This window comes from Pseudomonas sp. ATCC 43928 (assembly GCF_005938665.2).
Taxonomy (GTDB): domain Bacteria; phylum Pseudomonadota; class Gammaproteobacteria; order Pseudomonadales; family Pseudomonadaceae; genus Aquipseudomonas.
Window position 1 is genome coordinate 3,085,040 of the sequence record NZ_CP041753.1, and the last position, 17,585, is coordinate 3,102,624.

The window sequence follows — 17,585 nt, forward strand, 5'->3', positions numbered from 1 at the left end:
ACAGCGAATTCGATCCGTGCCGATCTCATTTTGGAACTGCAAAAACAATGCGAGGGTGACTTTCGCCACCCTCGCATCCTTTCACACACGCGCTGCCTCAGGCGCTGCCATGGACAATGTCGGTATTCAGAACATCAACCCCGACCAAGGTGATGGTCGTGATTTGTCCGCCCGTTTCGGCAATCGTCACGACGCTGTTGGCGCCGCTGTTGTCGATCGACTGCACAACGGCGCTCTGGTCGCCGTTGAGCACCAGCGTGTCGCGCAGCCCTGCGCTCGCATCGAAGCCGGTGATCTGGTACTTGTTCTGGGTGAGTGACAAATCGACGTTGAAGGCATCCCGCTCACCGCTTGTGCCCACCAGCGTGAAGTCGAAGGTGGCGCCCAAGTCGTTGGCGAACAGGTTGGCGTCGAAACCACTCGTCGCCGAGTCCCCATCCTTGTCCGTCAGCGTCGCGTTGAATGCCAGCTTGATATCGCTGGCCAGGCTTTCGGTCGGCTGAATGAACTGGATCACCGGGATCTTGACATCGCCTCGGCCCATCGTGAGCTGAACCGCATCAATCAACTTCGTGCCTTGTTGCTGAACGAGGAAGGACACCTGTCCGCCGGCCTCCGGCGTCACGGTGTTCACCTCGGTGAGGGCCGAGAACGTGCCATCCTCATAGTAGGCCCTGTAGTACAGGTCTTCGGTCGCCGTGTTGTAACCTCCCACGGAGTTGTCGATGAAGATCTTCATGCCCGCCAGCAGGGTCTCCGGATTGATCACGAAACTTTCATCGGCAGAACTGATGGCCGCCAGGTTATCTCCCTGGAGAATGTTATTGCCGACGCCGATGCCGGACGTGCTGACGTTCATGGCTGCGGGGTCGATGTACGACGGCAGCGGGGTGGTCTGTAGCTGGGCTTCGGTGGGGTCGGGTTTCCCTAGCCCGATGCCGGTCAGGATGTCCGAAGTCGACGCCGTCGCCTTGGCGGAAAAGAACACAATCTCCTCGGAGGCCGAAGGAATGGTCGGGTCATTCGTCGTCGGAATCAACAAGGTGCGCACCGGATCCGGGCCGCCGGCACTGAGCGAGCCGTCGGCACTGCTGAGCACGATCTGCGAACTGAAGCCTTGCACCAGGTCCAGTGTATAGCTGCCATTGGTGTAGGCGGTCAGCGTGTAGTCGACGCTGGTATTCGCGGTGGCGGCGTTGTTGTCGAAATCACCGGTCAACGTGCCTGCGAAATGGTAGGCGCCATTGACGTCCGGTGAGGGCGACTGCTCGGTGAGCGTGCCGGTGCCGGTGGTGGTCGTGTTGTCTGGCCGGACGAGGGTGAATTGGTTATTCACCAACGAAATATCCAGTCCGGTTGCCCCCAATCCGTCGGCTCCGGCCGAGTGATCCCAGTACCCTGTTTGTGGAAGGATGCTACCGGTGCCGATCAGATTGCCGAAGGCAAGTGTAGGGCCGTCGTCCTGGAACACCAGGTTCTGGCCGATGTTGAGCGTGGCATGGGCGCTGTCGCCGTCTCCATCGGTTTTGGTCGCCGTCAGGGTTACCAGATTGTCCGAGGACAGACTCGTCGAATCATTCGGATTGGTTGGATCGGGATGCACCACGGCCCGTTGCTGGTCGAGGGTGACGTCACCGTTGGCGGCCACGCTGACGGTGAACACCAGCAGATGGGTAGTGGCTGTGCGGCCTTCCACCACGCCGCCGTTGAGCGACAGGTTGACTGCCTCACCGGTGGCCGTGTCGGTCAGCCCGGAGGCACCCGCCACCACGCCCAGCGCATAGGTCAGCGTACCCGCACCGTCGGCGCCATACGCCGAGGTGAAGTTCGCCGCGAAGCTCTGGGTGGCGTCGGTGGTCAGCACCGTCTCATCCACCGTCAACGTCGGTTCGGTGCCGGTGGTGCTGATGCTCGGTCCGTCGTCCTTGAACACCAGGTTCTGGCCGATGTTGAGGGTCGCCTGGGTGCTGTCGCCGTCCTTGTCGGTGATGGTTGCCGTCAGGGTCACCAGATTGTCCGCGGTCAGCGTTTTCGAATCATCGGGATTGGTCGTGTCGGGATGCACCACGGCGCGGAGCTGATCGAGGGTGACGTCACCGTTGGCGGCGACGCTGACCGTGAATACCAGCAGGTTGGTGGTGGCCGTGTGACCTTCGACCACGCCGCCATTGAGCGACAGGTTCACCGCCTCGCCCGTGGCTGTGTCCACCAGCCCTGAGGCGCCCGCGACCACGCCCAGCGCATAGGTCAGGGTGCCGGCACCGTCAGCGCCATACGCCGAACTGAAGTTAGCCGCGAAGCTCTTGGTATCGTTGGTCGCCAGTACCGTTTCGTCGACTGTCAGCGTTGGCTCGGTGCCGGTGGTGCTGATGTTGGGGGCGTCATCCTTGAACACCAGGTTCTGCCCGATATTTAGCGTGGCATGGGCGCTGTCCCCATCCCCATCGGTCTTGGTCGCCGTCAGCGTCACCAGATTGTCCGAGGTCAGCGTCTTCGAATCATCCGGATTGGTCGCATCGGGATGCACCACGGCGCGGATCTGGTCAAGGGTGACGTCGCCATTGGCGGCCACGCTGACCGTGAACACCAGCAGGTTGGTGGTGGCCGTGCGACCTTCGACCACTGCACCGTTGAGTGACAGGTTGACTGCCTCACCGGTGGCGGTGTCCGTTAACCCTGAACCTCCCGCGACCACGCCCAGGGCATAGGTCAGCGTGCCGGCCCCATCAGCGCCAAACGCCGACGTGAAGTTGGCGGCAAAGCTCTTGGTATCGTTGGTCGCCAGTACCGTTTCGTCCACCGTCAGGGTCGGTTCCGTGCCGGTGGTGCTGATGCTCGGCCCATCATCCTCGAAGATCATCTTGGAGCCGATTTCGGCGGTTGACGTGCTGGACTGCAGCACCTTGAAGCCGCCAATGTCGAAGTCAGCGTGCGTCTTGTCGCCGTTCTTGTCGGTCAGCAACCCGGCGTTCTCGATCATCACGCGGTTGTGGTCGGTCGCCGTGCTGTAGGTGATCTGCGAGTCGGTCGGAACGCCGGTGATCAGCACCGTGCCGTCGGCGTTGTAGGTGATGACGGCGGTGCTGACGGTGGCGCCCGCGAACGTCTTCACGGTGACGCTGCCGTTGGTGATCGCGACCTTTTCGGTGCTGTCGTTGGCGTAGCTGTTGACGAAGTTGACACCGCTCTGCGACCCGCTGACGTTGTCGGCGTTCTTGACGGCGGTGAGCAAGAGCTTCGCAGTCGTGCCGCCCGTCTCCTGCACGATCTTGAAGGTCGCGGAGCGGGCGCCGAAGTACTGGGTGAAGTCGATGTTCTGTTCGACACCCGCTTCGCCCGGGCTCAGGTTGGGGACTGTGAAGTCCGCCTTGGCACCGGTGACGAAGCTGAAGCGCAGGCCTTCCTGTTCGGTGATCGCCTGGTTGTTGGTGCCCAGGGTTGTGCTGCCGCCGCCCTGGCTGCTGTTAACCGTGTCGGCGCTGGTGATGGCAGCACTGCTTGCCGACTGATCCAGCGGATCCCTGCCGGTGACGACGATCGAGACGCCGGGAATCCGGCCGTTCGCATCGGCCGTCGCGCCCGCGGTCGTGAACATCAGGAACAACTGCTGACCCGACGGCGCATTGGCCAGACTGAATTCCGCGTCCTGACCGGCTCCGATGAACACCTTATTCAGCAGATTGACCGCATCGTCGGGGTTCGTCGCATCTGGATGCTTGAGCGGTTGGTACTCCACGGTCCAGATCTTGCCGCCCGAGAGTGGCGATCCGGTTTCTTCGATATAGGCCGCGAACACGATTGCGCCGCTTGCGCTCCCGGCTCGGCCCACCAGGATGTTGTCGTTGCTCGTATCGGTATAGAGAAGGATGCTGGTGCCATCGAGGGTGTCCAGTCCGCTGTCCACGCCATTGAGCAGTGCGCCAGTGCTGTCGACGAAGCTGACGTTGGTAATGGTTGCTCCAGGGTCGGCGGTGACGCTGAACGCATTGCTGCCGGTATTGCCCACGGCGCCGGTATAGCCACTCAAGGCCGCACCCATTGCGGTACCTGCACCCAGTGCGGTCAAACGGGTAGAGAAAGTCGAGGGCAGGGAGGCCAGCAAAATGTCGTTGTCGTCAGCGTCTCCCGCGGGGCTTGGCGTGGCGGTGCTGTTTTGCAACCCGGCCGTTTCGTCCAGCGTAACGCTCGCGCCAGAGGTCACAACGCTGAGAGCGTTGACCACTGAGTCGAGGGTCGGAATGTATAGGGGGGTCGGATCGCCCGTTAGCGATGAATTTTGCTCGCCGGTAGCCATGACTTTCTCCAGAGCAATTGCGGTCATCGAGGCCTGACCGTTGACCTTTGGTCGCAACTATGGAGAAGCGCCGGGGATTGCGCATCGGCCGAAACTCCCATGCGGGATGGGAGTTTCAGACTACTTGGGAGGGGAAAGAGGAGGAGGGCGCGAAGGAGTAACGTCGTATATTACGTTTGTGAATGAGCACAAGACGGCGGCGGGGGCGACCTCATGAGCTGGTTCCTCCACGCCGAATCACGATGGGCTGCTCGATCAGCCGCAGTTCGAGCTCGCCCGAGGCGGGCACGAAGCGCGGGCCAGTGCTTTCAGGCGTTGCCCGCAACCTCCAGGTGCGCTGCACCTTCGCCAGTTTGGCGACTCCCGACGCCACGGACCAGCGCCGGCAGACCTTCTCCAGCTTGAGCGGGTAAATGGTGAGTTGGTCGCCGTTGAAGTGCATGCGCAGGAAGCATTTATGGTCGGCGATGCGTTGCGAGGAAAAAACCACCTCGCTATGCAGCCCCCATAAAGTGTTGGCCATCACCATCCAGGCACCGAATAGCAGGCCTCCCAAACTACCACCGAGCACCAGTGTCCCCACCAGGAACAACAAGACCTGGAGCAGGTTTTCTACCTCGAACTGCAAGTAGTGGATGTTGATACGGCCCATGAGCCACAGCAGCCCGATCGCCAGTCCCAGATGAAGCAACCCGTGAACGGCCCCGACGCCATAGGCAAGCTTTCGGGTGCGTTTGACCCCGGCGGCTGAGAGCACTGCGCAGCCCAGCACAATGGTCACGGCGAGCATCACCGACGAAGGACTGTGTGCCAGAACCAGGACCAGCTGTCGCCATACCTCGCGCAGGTTGGGAATAGATACTTCGAGGCCAGACAATACCTCGACCAGGCTGCGATTATCGCGCGCCGGATGGGGCACCTTGCTGGCGCTTTCTACCATCCAGTCGAACAGCAAGTACAAGATCGCCAGCATGCCGCAGAACGAGAGGTTGTGGGTGGGTAGCCGCCATGCCCGGTTACGCAGCTGCTCGGAGGTTTTTTTATCCGGGTAGGTTGCCGCCAGCTCGTAGTGCTGCGGCGTTCCGCCGACGCTGATCGGCTCGGGCGGATCTGGAAGTTGATGAGTGCCATGCAGGAAGGCGCCACCGCCTCCGCAGGTGATGCGTTGCGGTGCCTGGCTGCCGGCTTTTGGCTGGTAGCGCGCGTAGTGGTGCGAGTCTCCGGCCAGGACCACCGCCAAGTGGTCACCCAAGAGCTGCTCGATCTCGCGCAGACTGCTGAAGCGCAAGGTCTGGGTCTCGATCGAGGGCAGGGTCTTGCGCCCCACGCGTGCGAGTCGTTCGGCCTCATCCACCCAGCTCGGCTCGGGTGTACAGAGGATCACGCGGTCGCCTGGCTGCAGTTTGGCGCGCATCTCTTCGAAGTACTGCTTCTGCTGGCGGTCGATCATCGACTCCAATTGCAGGTCCAGGCCCCAGATCCACCAGCCATTGGGCAGCTGCAGCACGTAGTAACTGGTGTGTTGACGGGTTTCCCAGCCGCCGATGGGCTTCTGCTCGCAAAACAGTTGGGAGAACCCGCGCAGGCCGTCATACCAATCGTGGTTGCCGGGCGTCGCCACCATCCACGGTGCACCCGGCTGCGGCACGGGCTGGTCCTGCTCATTCGGGCGAACCTTGGGGACCGGCGCGGGGAAGGCGGCGCGGAAGGGATCAAGGAAGCGGGTGCGATAGCCGGATTGGGCCGGTGTGGGGTAGACCTGATCGCCGCCGAGCAGCAGCACGTCGCCGCGCGGCAGCGTGAGCTCCGGCAACTTGACATCCTGGCTGACGCACAGCGCCATGGAATAGGTGGAGTCCCAGCCATCGCCGGTATCCGCCAGATAGTCGATCCACACATCACCGTCGGCAGCCACCTGAATGGGTGGGTTAGAGCCCCGGGGGTTGAGCATGGCCAACACATCGCGTGGGTCTGCGAAGGCACCCATGGTGGTGGCCGCGGCCGATTGCATGCCCGTGCGCATGAGCTGAAACGGGCCTAACCAGTTGACCATCGACTCCTGGGTGTAGAGCTCGATGCGGCTATTGGTCGTGGAAGATTGGGTGGCGTGGGTCATGGCGAGGAGCGCAGAGTGCCCCTCTTCAAAGTGTCCCTCTCCAGGGCGGAACTCAATCGATTGCTCCTTCATCGCCTAGCCTCCATTGCTGTAAAGAGTCCGGGTACATCAGGTGGGGTTTGACTTCTTGTCGGTTGATTCAGAATAGGTCAGTTATGCGATAGCCGTCGGTTCATGGCAAGACGATCAAAACGATGGACCCGCCAGAATGGCGGGTCCGGAAGGGGGATCAGAGTGTCGGCAACTGCCCGATGCGACCCATCATCTCGGTCACGATCTGCAGGTCCAGCAGGAACTGGTCGACGGTCTTGAACTCGTTGTCGTTGTGGCCGGTGTACTTGAGCTCGGGCCTGGCCAAACCGAACTGCACGCCGTTGGGCAGCTCATGGACCGAAGTGGCGCCGGCTGAGGTACCGAACTTGTGTTCCATGCCAAGGTTCTCGCTGGCCACCGCCAACAGCGCCTTGACCCATTCACCTTCGGGGTTGCGGTACATCGGCTCGGCGATCTTGTAGTCGAAAGCCACTGCAATGTGAGTCTTCTTGCTCCAGGCACCCAGCTTTTCGGCGATTTCAGCCTTGAGCGCTTCCGGGGACTTGCCCTTCGGCACGCGCAGGTTGACCGCAAGCTTGAAGGCTTTTTCATCCATCCCGACATAGGTCAGGGAGGTGGTCAGCGGCCCCATGAAGGCATCGGAAAAACCGACCCCCAACTTGCCGCCCAGGTAGTCCAGTCCCCAGTTGTCGACGGCATAACGGGCGGCGTCGGTAATGTGGTTGTGCTTGAGCGCGACCTTGCCGTCGAGGCTGTTGATGAAGCCCAGCATCCGTGCCACCGGGTTGATGCCTGACTCGGGCTCGGAGGAGTGGGCGGAAACGCCGGTGACCGTGAGCTTGACGTCCTTGCCGACGACCTTGGCGGTCACCTCGAAGTTGCCGCCATTGCGCTTGGCATAATCGCTACCTGCCTTCTGCAGGCTGGCGGCCAGTTCGGCGGGCTTGTCAGTCACAAGGGTAGCGACCGACGTTGACGGAATCTGGTTGGTTGCCAGGCCGCCGGTCATTGAGGTGATTTCGGCGCCCTTGCCCTGAGCGCTCCGCAGGGCAAAGTTCGCCATGACGGTGCCGTAGCCTTTCTCGGCAATCACCACCGGGTAGCCGCCATCCAGCGCCAGGTTGTAGTTGGGTGTCGGGTTGTGTTCGAAGTAATAGGGGATGGCGTCGCCGGTGGTTTCCTCGGTGGTGTCTACCAGCAGCTTGAAATGGCGAGCCAGCGGCAGCTTCTCTTCCTTGATGATCTTCATGGCGTAGAGCGCGACCACGATGCCGTTTTTGTCATCTTCGGTGCCTCGGCCATACATACGGTCGCCGACCAGGGTGACCTTGAACGGGTCGAGGCGGGTGCCGTCTTTCAAGACCCAGTTCTCCGGCGTCACGGGCACCACATCGGCATGTGCGTGAATGCCCACGATTTCGTCGCCAGCCCCTTCGAGGGATATTTCATAGACTCGGTTGTCGATATTGCGAAAGTTCAGGTTGAAGGCCTGGGCCAGGCCCTTGAGCTTGTCGCCGATCTTGATGAATTCAGGGTTGTCGTGTTGGGCCACGCCGTCCACGCGGAAGGTCGGGATGGCCACCAGTTCGCGCAGGGTCTCGGTAGCCGCGTTGCCGTACTTCACCCGCGCATAGAGGCCAAGCAGGCGATGAATCTCGTTCTGCTGTTCAGCGGAAAGGGGCTTGTTGCCCTGGAAAGCACTGATTGCCGGGCCGAGGTTACCGGTTTTGGCAAGCTCGCTCTTGGCCAGGCGTTCCAGGAACTGCCTGAAATCCGTTACCGATGCATCGCTGAAGGTCTTGAGGATGGTCGCGCTCTGTTGCGGGGTAATGTTGGCGTGCGCTGAGGTGGTGAACGACGAAAGGCTGGCCAGCATCAGGGTTGTCGCGGCCAGTTGCTTAAGTGAAAAGTCCATTGCTGGGGGCATTCCTTTGCAGGTGGTTGGTAGGAAATATCTGATTGATTAGTCAGAAACTTTTCCAAACTAACACCAAGAGGGAGTAGTACGGGAGTACCTGAAGTGCGATCTGTCGCACAGAAATGCAAAAGCGACGCAGAAATGAAAAAGCCTACCAACGCAACTCGAAGGCATTTTGCGCGCCCGTCTGGAGGCTGCTGCCCAAGCGTTTGCACTCGCGAGAAAGGGTGTCTTGCAGCCATTGACGGTCATCCCCTTCGGCGCGACAGAGGCGAAAGCGCTGCAGGCGAGTGGGTATCAGCTCCAGCGTCTGCAGGCGTCCGTCCGGGGCCAGCGAGACAAAGTACAGAAGCCCCAGGTCGCCGCGATAATCTGCGTGGCCCTCGATGCCTTCGTAATCGTTCAGCAGATCCCCGCAGCCATAGAGAATCAGGCGCTCGCGGTACACCTCGATGCCTTTGACGTGGTGCGAGGAATGGCCATGCACCACGTCAACTCCGGCCTCATCGATCAGGGCATGGGCGAACCGGACCTGCTCCTGCGGGATCTCGAACCCCCAGTTGCCGCCCCAATGAATGGAGGCCACCACCCGATCCCCCGGATTTTTGTACTTGAGAATTCGTTCGGCCACAGGGCGCAGGCTTTGCATCGACAGATCTTCCAGCCGCGCGACGCCCGCGCGGCTATCCGTGGCGGCCCACTGCGGTGGAATGCCGCTGTCGGGAGCGCCGAGGCCAAACACCAGCAAGCGCTGTCCGCCAGACAACGGCAGCACGGCGGGCGCTTCGGCAGATTGTCGGTTGAGCCCGGCGCCGGCACTGCACATGCCGTTGTTCGCCAGGGTGGCCAGCGTATCGGCCAGGCCAGGCACGCCCCAGTCCAGCACATGGTTGTTGGACAGCACGCAGCAGTCGATGCCGGCGGCACTGATGGCCGGGAAGTTCTCCGGGCTCATGCGGTAATTGATGCCCTTTGGCTCCGGTCGTCCGCGTCGGGATACCGCTGTTTCCAGGTTGATGATGCGTGCGTGTGGCTGGCGAAGTTCGAACTCATCCAGCGCAACGCCCCAGATATAGGTGAAATCGACCGGGCGGGGAATCGGGCCATTGCGTCGTTCCGCCAACCGGACGTAATCGCCGGCTTTCTTGACGTAGTCTTCGTAAAGCCGTGGATCGCCAGGATGCGGCAGCACTGCGTCGATGCCTCGGGCGGTCATGACATCGCCGGTGAGAAACAGCTTCAGCGTATCGGTAACGGCTGCCATGGCACCCTCCGGATATCCCGAATAGCCTGGATCAACAGTAAATCTCTGTTTTAAAACAAATTAGTTTGTTTTTGGGCTTCCCAGATGCAGCGAAAGTTGATAAATTTCCGCGCGTTCTTGCAGAGGCCCTTACGGGGCTTGCAGCGTAGGGACGCAGCAGCTCGATATTGCTCGCAAGCTGCACATTCAGAAAGAGAGTGCCAGGCACTCATCGCAACAGCTACAGGGGCGTCGCCAAGCGGTAAGGCAGCAGGTTTTGATCCTGCCATGCGTTGGTTCGAATCCAGCCGCCCCTGCCATTTTCCTTACACTCATCCAGTCATGACTCAGTCGGCAGTATTGCGCGAGTCCAGGATGGTCGTGTTTACGAGAAACGCCAGTGCCGATCCGGCCTGGCGTTTTTTTGTGTCGGTTAAATACCCCTCTTGGTGTAATGCTGTTCACTTAAGCAATTTCAGCCGCGACGCATTCCTTGTAGCAGCTGCCGAGCTCGCGAGGCTGCGTTCGGCTGCGAAGCAGTCGTAAACCCTGAATGCACGGTGCGCCTGACGGACCGCAGTGCCTGATTTTACGACTGCTGCGCAGCCGAACGCAGCCTCGCGAGCTCGGCAGCTGCTACAGGCCGAACGCAGGCTTCGGCAGCTGCTACAGATCGCATTACGGCTTAAGTGAACAGCGAGCGCGACGCCGTGGCGGCGCGCTCGCCCGTCACTCAGTGGGGCGCGCGTGGGATGGTCTTGAGCAGGTCTTCAGGGCTGATGTGCCCGACAACCTGCTGCACGCTGCCCGGTTGCGGCAGACCAAGGATGTGCCCCTTCATCTTGCCGATCACGTGCATCTCGCAAGGCTTGCAGTCGAACTTCAGTGTCAGCACTTCGTCACCGTGCACCAGCTGCATCGGCGCGACCTTGGTGCGCACGCCGGTGACGCCCTTGGCCTGCTTGGGGCAGAGGTTGAAGGAGAAACGCAGGCAGTGCTTGGTGATCATCACCGGCACCTCGCCGGTCTCCTCGTGAGCCTCATAGGCCGCGTCGATCAGCTTGACGCCGTGACGGTGATAGAAGTCGCGGGCTTTCTGGTTGTAGACGTTGGCCAGGAACGACAGGTGGGACTCCGGGTACACCGGTGGCGGATTGGTCTCGGCCTTGCGACCACCCCGTGGGTGGGCTTCGATGCGGGCCGCGGTCAGCGCTTCGATGACTTCGCGGCGCAAGGCCTTGAGCTGCGAGTTCGGGATGAAATACGCCTGCGGTGCATCCAGCTTGATATCCGTGGCATGGTACTGCGTGGTGCCCAACTGGCCGAGCAAGTCGTGCAGTTGCTCCAGGGCCTGTTCCGGCTTGTTGGCCAGGCCGAATGGACCGTCCAGGGCGACATTGGCGCTGACACCTTCCTCGCTGGTGACGGTCAGTTCGAGGCGATCCTCACGCAGGCGAGCGACCCAGGCCAGACCCACCCGGCGCTCGGCGGAGGTCTTGAGCAGGGCTTGCTGCCAGTTGTGGTCGAGGTTGCGGCTCAGCGGGTGATTCGGCCGCAACTGGTGCAGCCCCTTCGGCATTTCGTTGGGCTCGACACGGTAGCGGTAGCGCTTTTCACCGTCTTCTTCGAACTCACCCTTGGGCTCGGCGATGTTGGTACGCCAGCCCACCACCTCGCGCTTGACCAGCACATTGAGGCCGTCGCCGTTGGACAGCGGTTCGTGGGTGACCACCAGCAGGTCGCGCTTGCCGACTTTCTCCACCACGCCCACCGGCAGGCCGGTGAAGGTCGGCGAGTCGAAGGCGCCGATGTCGATCTTGCGCTCGCTGACGAAGTAGTCGGTGCTGCCACGATGGAAAGTCTTGTCCGGATCGGGCAGGAAGAAGTGCGCGGTGCGGCCGCTGGAAGCGCGAGCCAGGTCCGGACGGTCTTCGAGAACGTCGTCCAGGCGCTGGCGATAGTAGGCGGTGATGTTCTTCACATAGCCCATGTCCTTGTAGCGCCCCTCGATCTTGAACGAGCGTACACCGGCTTCCACCAGCGCGCGGATGTTGGCGCTCTGGTTATTGTCCTTCATCGACAGCAGGTGTTTTTCGTAGGCGATCACACCGCCTTTTTCATCCTTGAGGGTGTAGGGCAGGCGGCAGGCCTGGGAGCAGTCGCCACGGTTGGCGCTACGGCCGGTCTGCGCATGGGAGATGTTGCACTGGCCGGAGAACGCCACGCACAGCGCGCCATGGATGAAAAACTCGATGGCCGCGTCGGTCTCGTCGGCAATGGCGCGGATCTCCTGGAGGTTCAGCTCGCGGGCCAGTACCAGTTGCGAGAAACCGGCCTGATCGAGGAACTTCGCCCGCGCCAGGGTGCGGATATCGGTCTGGGTGCTGGCGTGCAGCTCGATCGGTGGAATGTCCAGCTCCATCACGCCCAGATCCTGGACGATCAGCGCATCGACGCCGGCGTCGTACAACTGGTGGATCAGCTTGCGCGCCGGCTCCAGCTCGTTGTCATGCAGGATTGTGTTGATGGTGGTGAACACCCGCGCGTGATAGCGACGGGCGAATTCCACCAATTGGGCGATATCGCTCACCTCGTTACAGGCGTTGTGGCGGGCGCCGAAGCTCGGGCCGCCGATGTACACCGCGTCGGCGCCATGCAGGATGGCCTCGCGGGCGATGGCCACGTCACGGGCGGGGCTGAGCAATTCCAGGTGATGCTTGGGTAGGGACATGTTTTTTTAGTCTGGCTTGTCACGGTCAAGGTGCGCATTGTAGCGGCGAAACGCCTGACCGGCACCCATGTGCTGCCCGATGGCGTTTGTCCGCTGAGCAACACGAATAACCATCGGCTTCATCCCTTGGCCGAATCCGATGGCTGATGTAGTGAATCTGCCGCTGAGCAAGGATGGAAGGGGAAGGATCAAATTCAAAGACGCTGGATCAAGACCCGGCTATCGACCGCGCCGCCACACCTTGAGGTAGTCCACGCTGAATGTGGAGGGCAGATCGGCGTCGTCGACAACGCCGAACCAATTCCACATGGCCTCGCTGTCAAAGTTGATTTGCATCGGGAAGAACCAGTGGGTGTTCTTGGCCTCTCGCACCAGGACGCCGTCTACGTACCAGCGCAAGGTGTCGGGTTGCCAGTCAAAACCGTAGACATGAAAGTCGCTGGCCAGTCGCCACGGGGCGATCCAGCTGCTGCCGTCGCTGAGGTGGGCGGTGCTCTGTGGCGTGGCCCAGACATGGGCGTTCATGTTGTATAGGCGGTCGAAGGCGGCGCCCTTGGTCTTGCCGCCGATCTCGAATATGTCGATCTCCGTGGCATTGTCGGCAAGCCCCGTCCACGCTAGCCAGAAGGCGCTGGAACCCGCCGATTCCATGGGTTTGGCGCGGGCTTCGTAGTAGCCGTAAAAACTGCGCTCGATCGTGCGGACCATCGCCGAGCTATAGCCTTGGTAACCCAGCCGAACGTACTTTTGCGGCACGTTTTCCTTGCGGAAAACGATGTTCAGATGGCCATCACTCAGGTAGGCATTGTTCGGCGTGAACAGCGCCGGTTTACGCCCGAGCGATTCGGTGCCCGTGGCATTGTTGACGTGCCAGCGACTGGTGTTAAGGGTCGCACCGTTGAAGTCGTCGGAAAATTGGCTGTCCACCCTCCATTGGCCGACATTGGCCTGATCGGACAACGGCAGTTCGGCATTGATCCGCTGCGGTACAGCGTCCAGGGGGCCGATACGGGTCCAGGAATTGGCAGCCTTGGGGATAGCGACGGACCACTTTTGCGCCAGATACTGAAACACGCGCTGCCGTTCCTCCAGAGAGGCCAGGTGACGGTCGTACACCAACACTTCCGCGATGTCGCCACGCAAGTCTTCAGTGCTACCGACCACATTGCGCCCCACCGCAAACGGGCCTATAGGCACGTCGTTGAGTTCCAGAACGAAGAGGGCCGGGGCGTAGGCGGAGGGCTGTTGCACGCTGATCGCGAAATTTGGTGCCACGTTGTCGTTTTCAGCGATCCACGGGCGCGAGCTGAACAGCCGCTGCCAGGTCTCGCCGCCGCTTTGCCCGTTCAGTCTGCGTGACACGATCAATAAGGTCATGGGGCCTTTTGCGGCACGAATTGTCTTGCCAAGGAACGCCGACGAGCCACTCAAACGCACCACCGAATGGCCATTCATGGCGTCCTCCACACGCAGCGGAAGTGCGGCGCCTGCGGCATCGTCTACGGTAACGTCATTGGATTTGCCGGACTTGTCGTGCCACCGCAGGAGGTGGTTCTGGGCATCGAAGGTCATTTTTGAAGCATCGGCAGCGTCGAGCCACAGCACCAGGCCGTTGGCCAGCGGCGGGGGAGTGCCCCCCGACACGTAGCACACAACCGATACCAGGGCTGCCAAAAGGATGTACCTGCTCATACCCATTGCTTTAACACAATCGATGCGGCCAATCCGGGTTGGGAGCGGTATCCGTGCGGATTACACATTTGCCATCGCCAGGTGTCGATGATCATCTGCATCAGGTCGCGCTGTGCGTACCAGCCCAGATCACGCCCCGCCTTGGTGGGGTCGGCCCAACATTCGGCGATATCGCCGACACGGCGCGGCGCGAACCGGAACGGGATGGTAATACCGGTAATGTCCTCGAAGCTGCGGATGATTTGCAGCACGCTGTGGCCAATGCCTGTTCCCAGGTTCCAGACGTGGATACCGTTTCTGTTCTGCAACGCCCGCAACGCTTTGAGATGGCCTTCGGCAAGGTCGACCACATGGACGTAATCGCGCACGCACGTTCCGTCGACAGTGGGATAGTCGCTGCCGTATACGGTGAGTTCGGGCATTTGCCTCATCGCGACTCGTGTCAGGCAAGGCAGCAGATTGTTGGGCTTGCCATTGGGGTTTTCCCCGATCAGCCCGCTATCGTGAGCACCAATCGGGTTGAAGTAGCGCAGCACCGCAATGCTCCACTGCGGATCGGACAGGCACAGGTCGGTGAGCAACTCTTCGATCAGCAGCTTGGTACGACCATAGGGATTGATCGGTTTGCCTGTGCCCAGATCTTCAATGAGCGGTATCTGTCGGGGAATGCCATACACCGTGGCCGATGAGCTGAACACCAGTTTGAAGACCTCGAATCGGGCCATCGCATGGCAAAGATTGAGCGTACCAATGACATTGTTGGCGTAATAGTCGAGCGGCTTTCGAATGCTTTCCTCCACGGATTTGAGACCGGCAAAGTGCACCACGGCATCGATGTCGTAGCGGCTGAAGATATCATCGAGCAGGTGGTTATCGCGGATATCACCTTCAATGAAGTCGACTCGCTTGCGAGTCAGATACTCCAGGCGCGCGAGCGATTCGCGGCAGCTGTTACACAAGTTATCGAGGACCAGCACCTGTTGACCGGCGTCAATCAGGGTCAGGGTGGTATGCGAGCCGATGTATCCGGCCCCGCCGGTAATCAACGTGGTTTTGTGCATGATGAGGCGTTCCTGTCACAAGGAAATTGCGCGAGTCAGGAGAATGTGGGCCGGGTAGGAGAAAGGTTGTCGGGTGCGTCCTCTCAGCGGGTGGTGAAAACCGATTTGAATTCTTGCAGCCAGCGCGGATGCATCACGCTGTACGCCACGGCATAGCTCAGCGCGCCAACCACGATGCTGCAGAACAGGTGCAGGTAGCCTTGAACACTCAATCGGAAAGAAACCATCAGGACGATCGCAGCCATGACCAACGAGGCAACCACGCTGCGATAGTTGGTTTCGAAAAACAGCCGCCAGTCATAGCCGATTGCGCGGTTCAACCCACGGATTTGCAGTGGCGTGATGATCGCCATCCGGGCTAGCAGGGCGAGGGCGGCGGCCATGCCGCCATAAAGGCTGCCGAAGCTATAGACCAGCGCCAGTGCCAGTACGGTGGTTGCCACTTCGGCCTTGATGGTCAGGTGGCTGCAATTGACCGCGACCAGTGCGGTTGTGGCGTACATGGCGGTATTGCCGATGGCTGCCGTGCACGCAAGCACTTGCAGCAGGGGAATGGCCTCGGTCCATTTGGCGCCGAAGATCAACAGGATCAGGTCATGCGCCGTGAGTGCGATGCCGATGAACAGGGGCGTCAGCAGGAAGCCGCTGACGGCGGTCGAATCGCTGATGATCGCGCGCAACCGCGAGGGATCGGCGCTGCGCCGGGCAAACACCGGCAGCGCATAGCTGATCAGGCCGTGATAGATCGCCGTGCGCGGCAGATCGATGATGCGCATCGCCATGTTGAACATGCCCACCGCGTTGCTACCGGCCGTCATGCCCAGGATGACGGTGACCCCGCGCTGTAGCGTTTGCGAACTCAGCGCGTTGATGGCAACCGGTGCACCGGCCTTCAACAGTTCGCGCAGGAGCGGGCCGTCAATGCTAAAGGCAATGCGGCGCGGGTCTGCACGCATCAATACGACAATGGACACGAACTCCATGATCAGTACCTGGGCAATGACCGCCCAGGCCCCCAACCCCCAAAGCGCGACAGCGATGCCACCCACGCCACCACATACTTTGCCCAGTAACGTGCGCGACGCCAACATCCTGAAGTTGCCGCTACGGCGCATTTGCGCCACATAGACCCGCGCCATCATGGTGAACAGGATTTTCACCGAGGCCACCGCTGTCATCCATCGCAGCACCGGGTCGGGTGTGTACAGCGTTACCGCGCCCGAGATGACGACGATGGACAGCAGGCTGACGAGTACCGACGCCCAGAAGGCTGTGGCGATGTGTTTGTCTTCCAGTCGTTCGAGTCGTACCAGCGGGTCTTCCAGAACCGAGGAATAAATCATCCCGATCAACTCGACGACGGCAATGATGACCGTGCCCACACCCAACTCTGTGGGCGACAGCAGCCTGGCATACGCGACAAAGGTAATCATCGACAGGAAAATCAGGCCGAATTTCTCGGTGAAAATCCAGATCAATTTAACCAGACGATGATTGGCCATGGCGGATACCGGCTCAATGAGCGGTGGTGGACGCAGGTGCCTTGCGCAATGATTGGACGCATGCATAGAGGAAGCGCAATGTCGGTTTGCCGTTCCTGAAGATCAGCGCTTGCCAGGAATACTCCAGCATTCGCCGGTACACACCGATCACTTGGGCATGCTCTCCTCTGCGGGAAAACAGTTCGAGAAAGTCGGAGAGGCTGCCCAGCGCGAAATCGATCCGTTGCTGCTTGCTGAGCTGCGGGCCAAAGTGGGCGAGGTACTCTTCGATGAACCTGATCTTGTGCGGGTAGTACCTTGTCGGTTGCGCGGTCATGTTGGCGCTGTTGACCATGCGCTGCAGCAGCACCTCTGGCACCGTATGGACCTCCCAGTGTTCGGCGATCCGGGTCCACATGAAGCGGTCTTCGGAGTAACGCAGGCTGGCATTGAAGCCGCCGAGTTGCATGATCACGTCGCGTCTGACCATCGCGGAGGACACGCCATTGAGGACGTTGGCGCGGATGAAATCGTCGAAATGCCTACCGTTTTTTTGCCGGTCTTCCAGTATTCGCCTGCCATCGCTGTAGTCGTTATGCACGTAGCAATCTATCAGCCCCACCGGCCGTCCCTGACGATCCAGTTCTTCAAACAGTGCCACTTGTTGCTCCAGCTTTCGCGGATACCATCTGTCATCGGCATCGAGAAACGCCACAAGAGTCTCTTCGGTGTGCTGCAGTCCGTGGTTGCGGGCGCTGGCCTGGCCTTCGTTGGCTTGATGCAACAGCGTCAGGCGAAACGGCGCCGCGAAGTCCCTGACCCGTTGGGGTCCATCATCGGTGGAACCATCGTCGATGACGATGACGTGATCGGGCAGTCGCGTTTGCCCGGCCACGGACGCCAGTGTTTGCTCAATGCTGTCGGCGCCGTTGTACATCGCGATTATGACGCACACGGTATTGGGTGAAGGGTGGGCTTGGTCTGGCATGGTTATT

The 17,585-nt window shown here is 60.7% G+C and carries 9 protein-coding genes and 1 tRNA gene; 1 reads left to right on the forward strand and 9 read right to left on the reverse strand.

Translation table 11 applies throughout. The features are described from left to right. Positions 1-97: 97 nt before the first annotated feature. From FFH90_RS14210 to FFH90_RS14225, 4 genes are all read right to left on the reverse strand, one after another. Positions 98-4,294 (reverse strand): DUF5801 repeats-in-toxin domain-containing protein, encoded by a 4,197-nt coding sequence (locus FFH90_RS14210; RefSeq protein ID WP_138867686.1) that lies wholly within the window; start codon positions 4,292-4,294, stop codon positions 98-100. A gap of 211 nt (positions 4,295-4,505) precedes the next feature. Continuing rightward, positions 4,506-6,482, reverse strand: coding sequence for a metallophosphoesterase (locus FFH90_RS14215; protein WP_138867395.1), 1,977 nt, complete (start codon positions 6,480-6,482; stop codon positions 4,506-4,508). 157 nt (positions 6,483-6,639) lie between these two features. Next, positions 6,640-8,379, reverse strand: coding sequence for a dipeptidase (locus tag FFH90_RS14220; protein WP_138867396.1), 1,740 nt, complete (start codon positions 8,377-8,379; stop codon positions 6,640-6,642). A gap of 154 nt (positions 8,380-8,533) precedes the next feature. Beyond that, the gene (locus FFH90_RS14225) at positions 8,534-9,646 is read right to left on the reverse strand and encodes a CapA family protein (protein ID WP_138867397.1); all 1,113 of its coding nucleotides are present in this window, start codon (positions 9,644-9,646) and stop codon (positions 8,534-8,536) included. A 224-nt stretch (positions 9,647-9,870) separates the two neighbouring features. Between FFH90_RS14225 and FFH90_RS14230 the strand changes: the two genes are divergently transcribed. After that, a tRNA-Gln gene (locus FFH90_RS14230) sits at positions 9,871-9,945 on the forward strand. 413 nt (positions 9,946-10,358) lie between these two features. Here the strand turns inward: FFH90_RS14230 and FFH90_RS14240 are convergent. The 5 genes from FFH90_RS14240 to FFH90_RS14260 form a co-directional block, all read right to left on the reverse strand. Continuing rightward, entirely contained in the window at positions 10,359-12,356 is a 1,998-nt protein-coding gene (locus FFH90_RS14240) for a U32 family peptidase (RefSeq protein WP_064617477.1), read from the reverse strand. Between the two features lie 219 nt (positions 12,357-12,575). After that, on the reverse strand, positions 12,576-14,048 hold the full coding sequence (locus FFH90_RS14245; protein WP_138867398.1) for a family 16 glycosylhydrolase: 1,473 nt from the start codon (positions 14,046-14,048) through the stop codon (positions 12,576-12,578). Then, positions 14,045-15,109: a UDP-glucose 4-epimerase GalE gene (gene galE, locus FFH90_RS14250; RefSeq protein ID WP_096480326.1), complete on the reverse strand. Its 1,065-nt coding sequence runs from the start codon at positions 15,107-15,109 to the stop codon at positions 14,045-14,047. Before galE ends, FFH90_RS14245 begins: the two co-directional genes overlap by 4 nt. Positions 15,110-15,192: 83 nt before the next feature. Beyond that, on the reverse strand, positions 15,193-16,611 hold the full coding sequence (locus tag FFH90_RS14255; RefSeq protein WP_138867399.1) for an oligosaccharide flippase family protein: 1,419 nt from the start codon (positions 16,609-16,611) through the stop codon (positions 15,193-15,195). Positions 16,612-16,624: 13 nt separating this feature from the next. Beyond that, positions 16,625-17,578, reverse strand: a complete 954-nt coding sequence (locus FFH90_RS14260; RefSeq protein WP_138867400.1) for a glycosyltransferase family 2 protein — start codon at positions 17,576-17,578, stop codon at positions 16,625-16,627. Positions 17,579-17,585: the final 7 nt, after the last annotated feature.

What these genes read in the sequence shown, in the direction of transcription:
- FFH90_RS14210 (WP_138867686.1), bottom strand. Translation starts at nt 4,294, where the DNA reads ATGGCTACCGGCGAGCAAAATTCATCGCTAACGGGCGATCCGACCCCC.
- FFH90_RS14215 (WP_138867395.1), bottom strand. Translation starts at nt 6,482, where the DNA reads ATGAAGGAGCAATCGATTGAGTTCCGCCCTGGAGAGGGACACTTTGAA.
- FFH90_RS14220 (WP_138867396.1), bottom strand. Translation starts at nt 8,379, where the DNA reads ATGGACTTTTCACTTAAGCAACTGGCCGCGACAACCCTGATGCTGGCC.
- FFH90_RS14225 (WP_138867397.1), bottom strand. Translation starts at nt 9,646, where the DNA reads ATGGCAGCCGTTACCGATACGCTGAAGCTGTTTCTCACCGGCGATGTC.
- FFH90_RS14240 (WP_064617477.1), bottom strand. Translation starts at nt 12,356, where the DNA reads ATGTCCCTACCCAAGCATCACCTGGAATTGCTCAGCCCCGCCCGTGAC.
- FFH90_RS14245 (WP_138867398.1), bottom strand. Translation starts at nt 14,048, where the DNA reads ATGAGCAGGTACATCCTTTTGGCAGCCCTGGTATCGGTTGTGTGCTAC.
- galE (WP_096480326.1), bottom strand. Translation starts at nt 15,109, where the DNA reads ATGCACAAAACCACGTTGATTACCGGCGGGGCCGGATACATCGGCTCG.
- FFH90_RS14255 (WP_138867399.1), bottom strand. Translation starts at nt 16,611, where the DNA reads ATGGCCAATCATCGTCTGGTTAAATTGATCTGGATTTTCACCGAGAAA.
- FFH90_RS14260 (WP_138867400.1), bottom strand. Translation starts at nt 17,578, where the DNA reads ATGCCAGACCAAGCCCACCCTTCACCCAATACCGTGTGCGTCATAATC.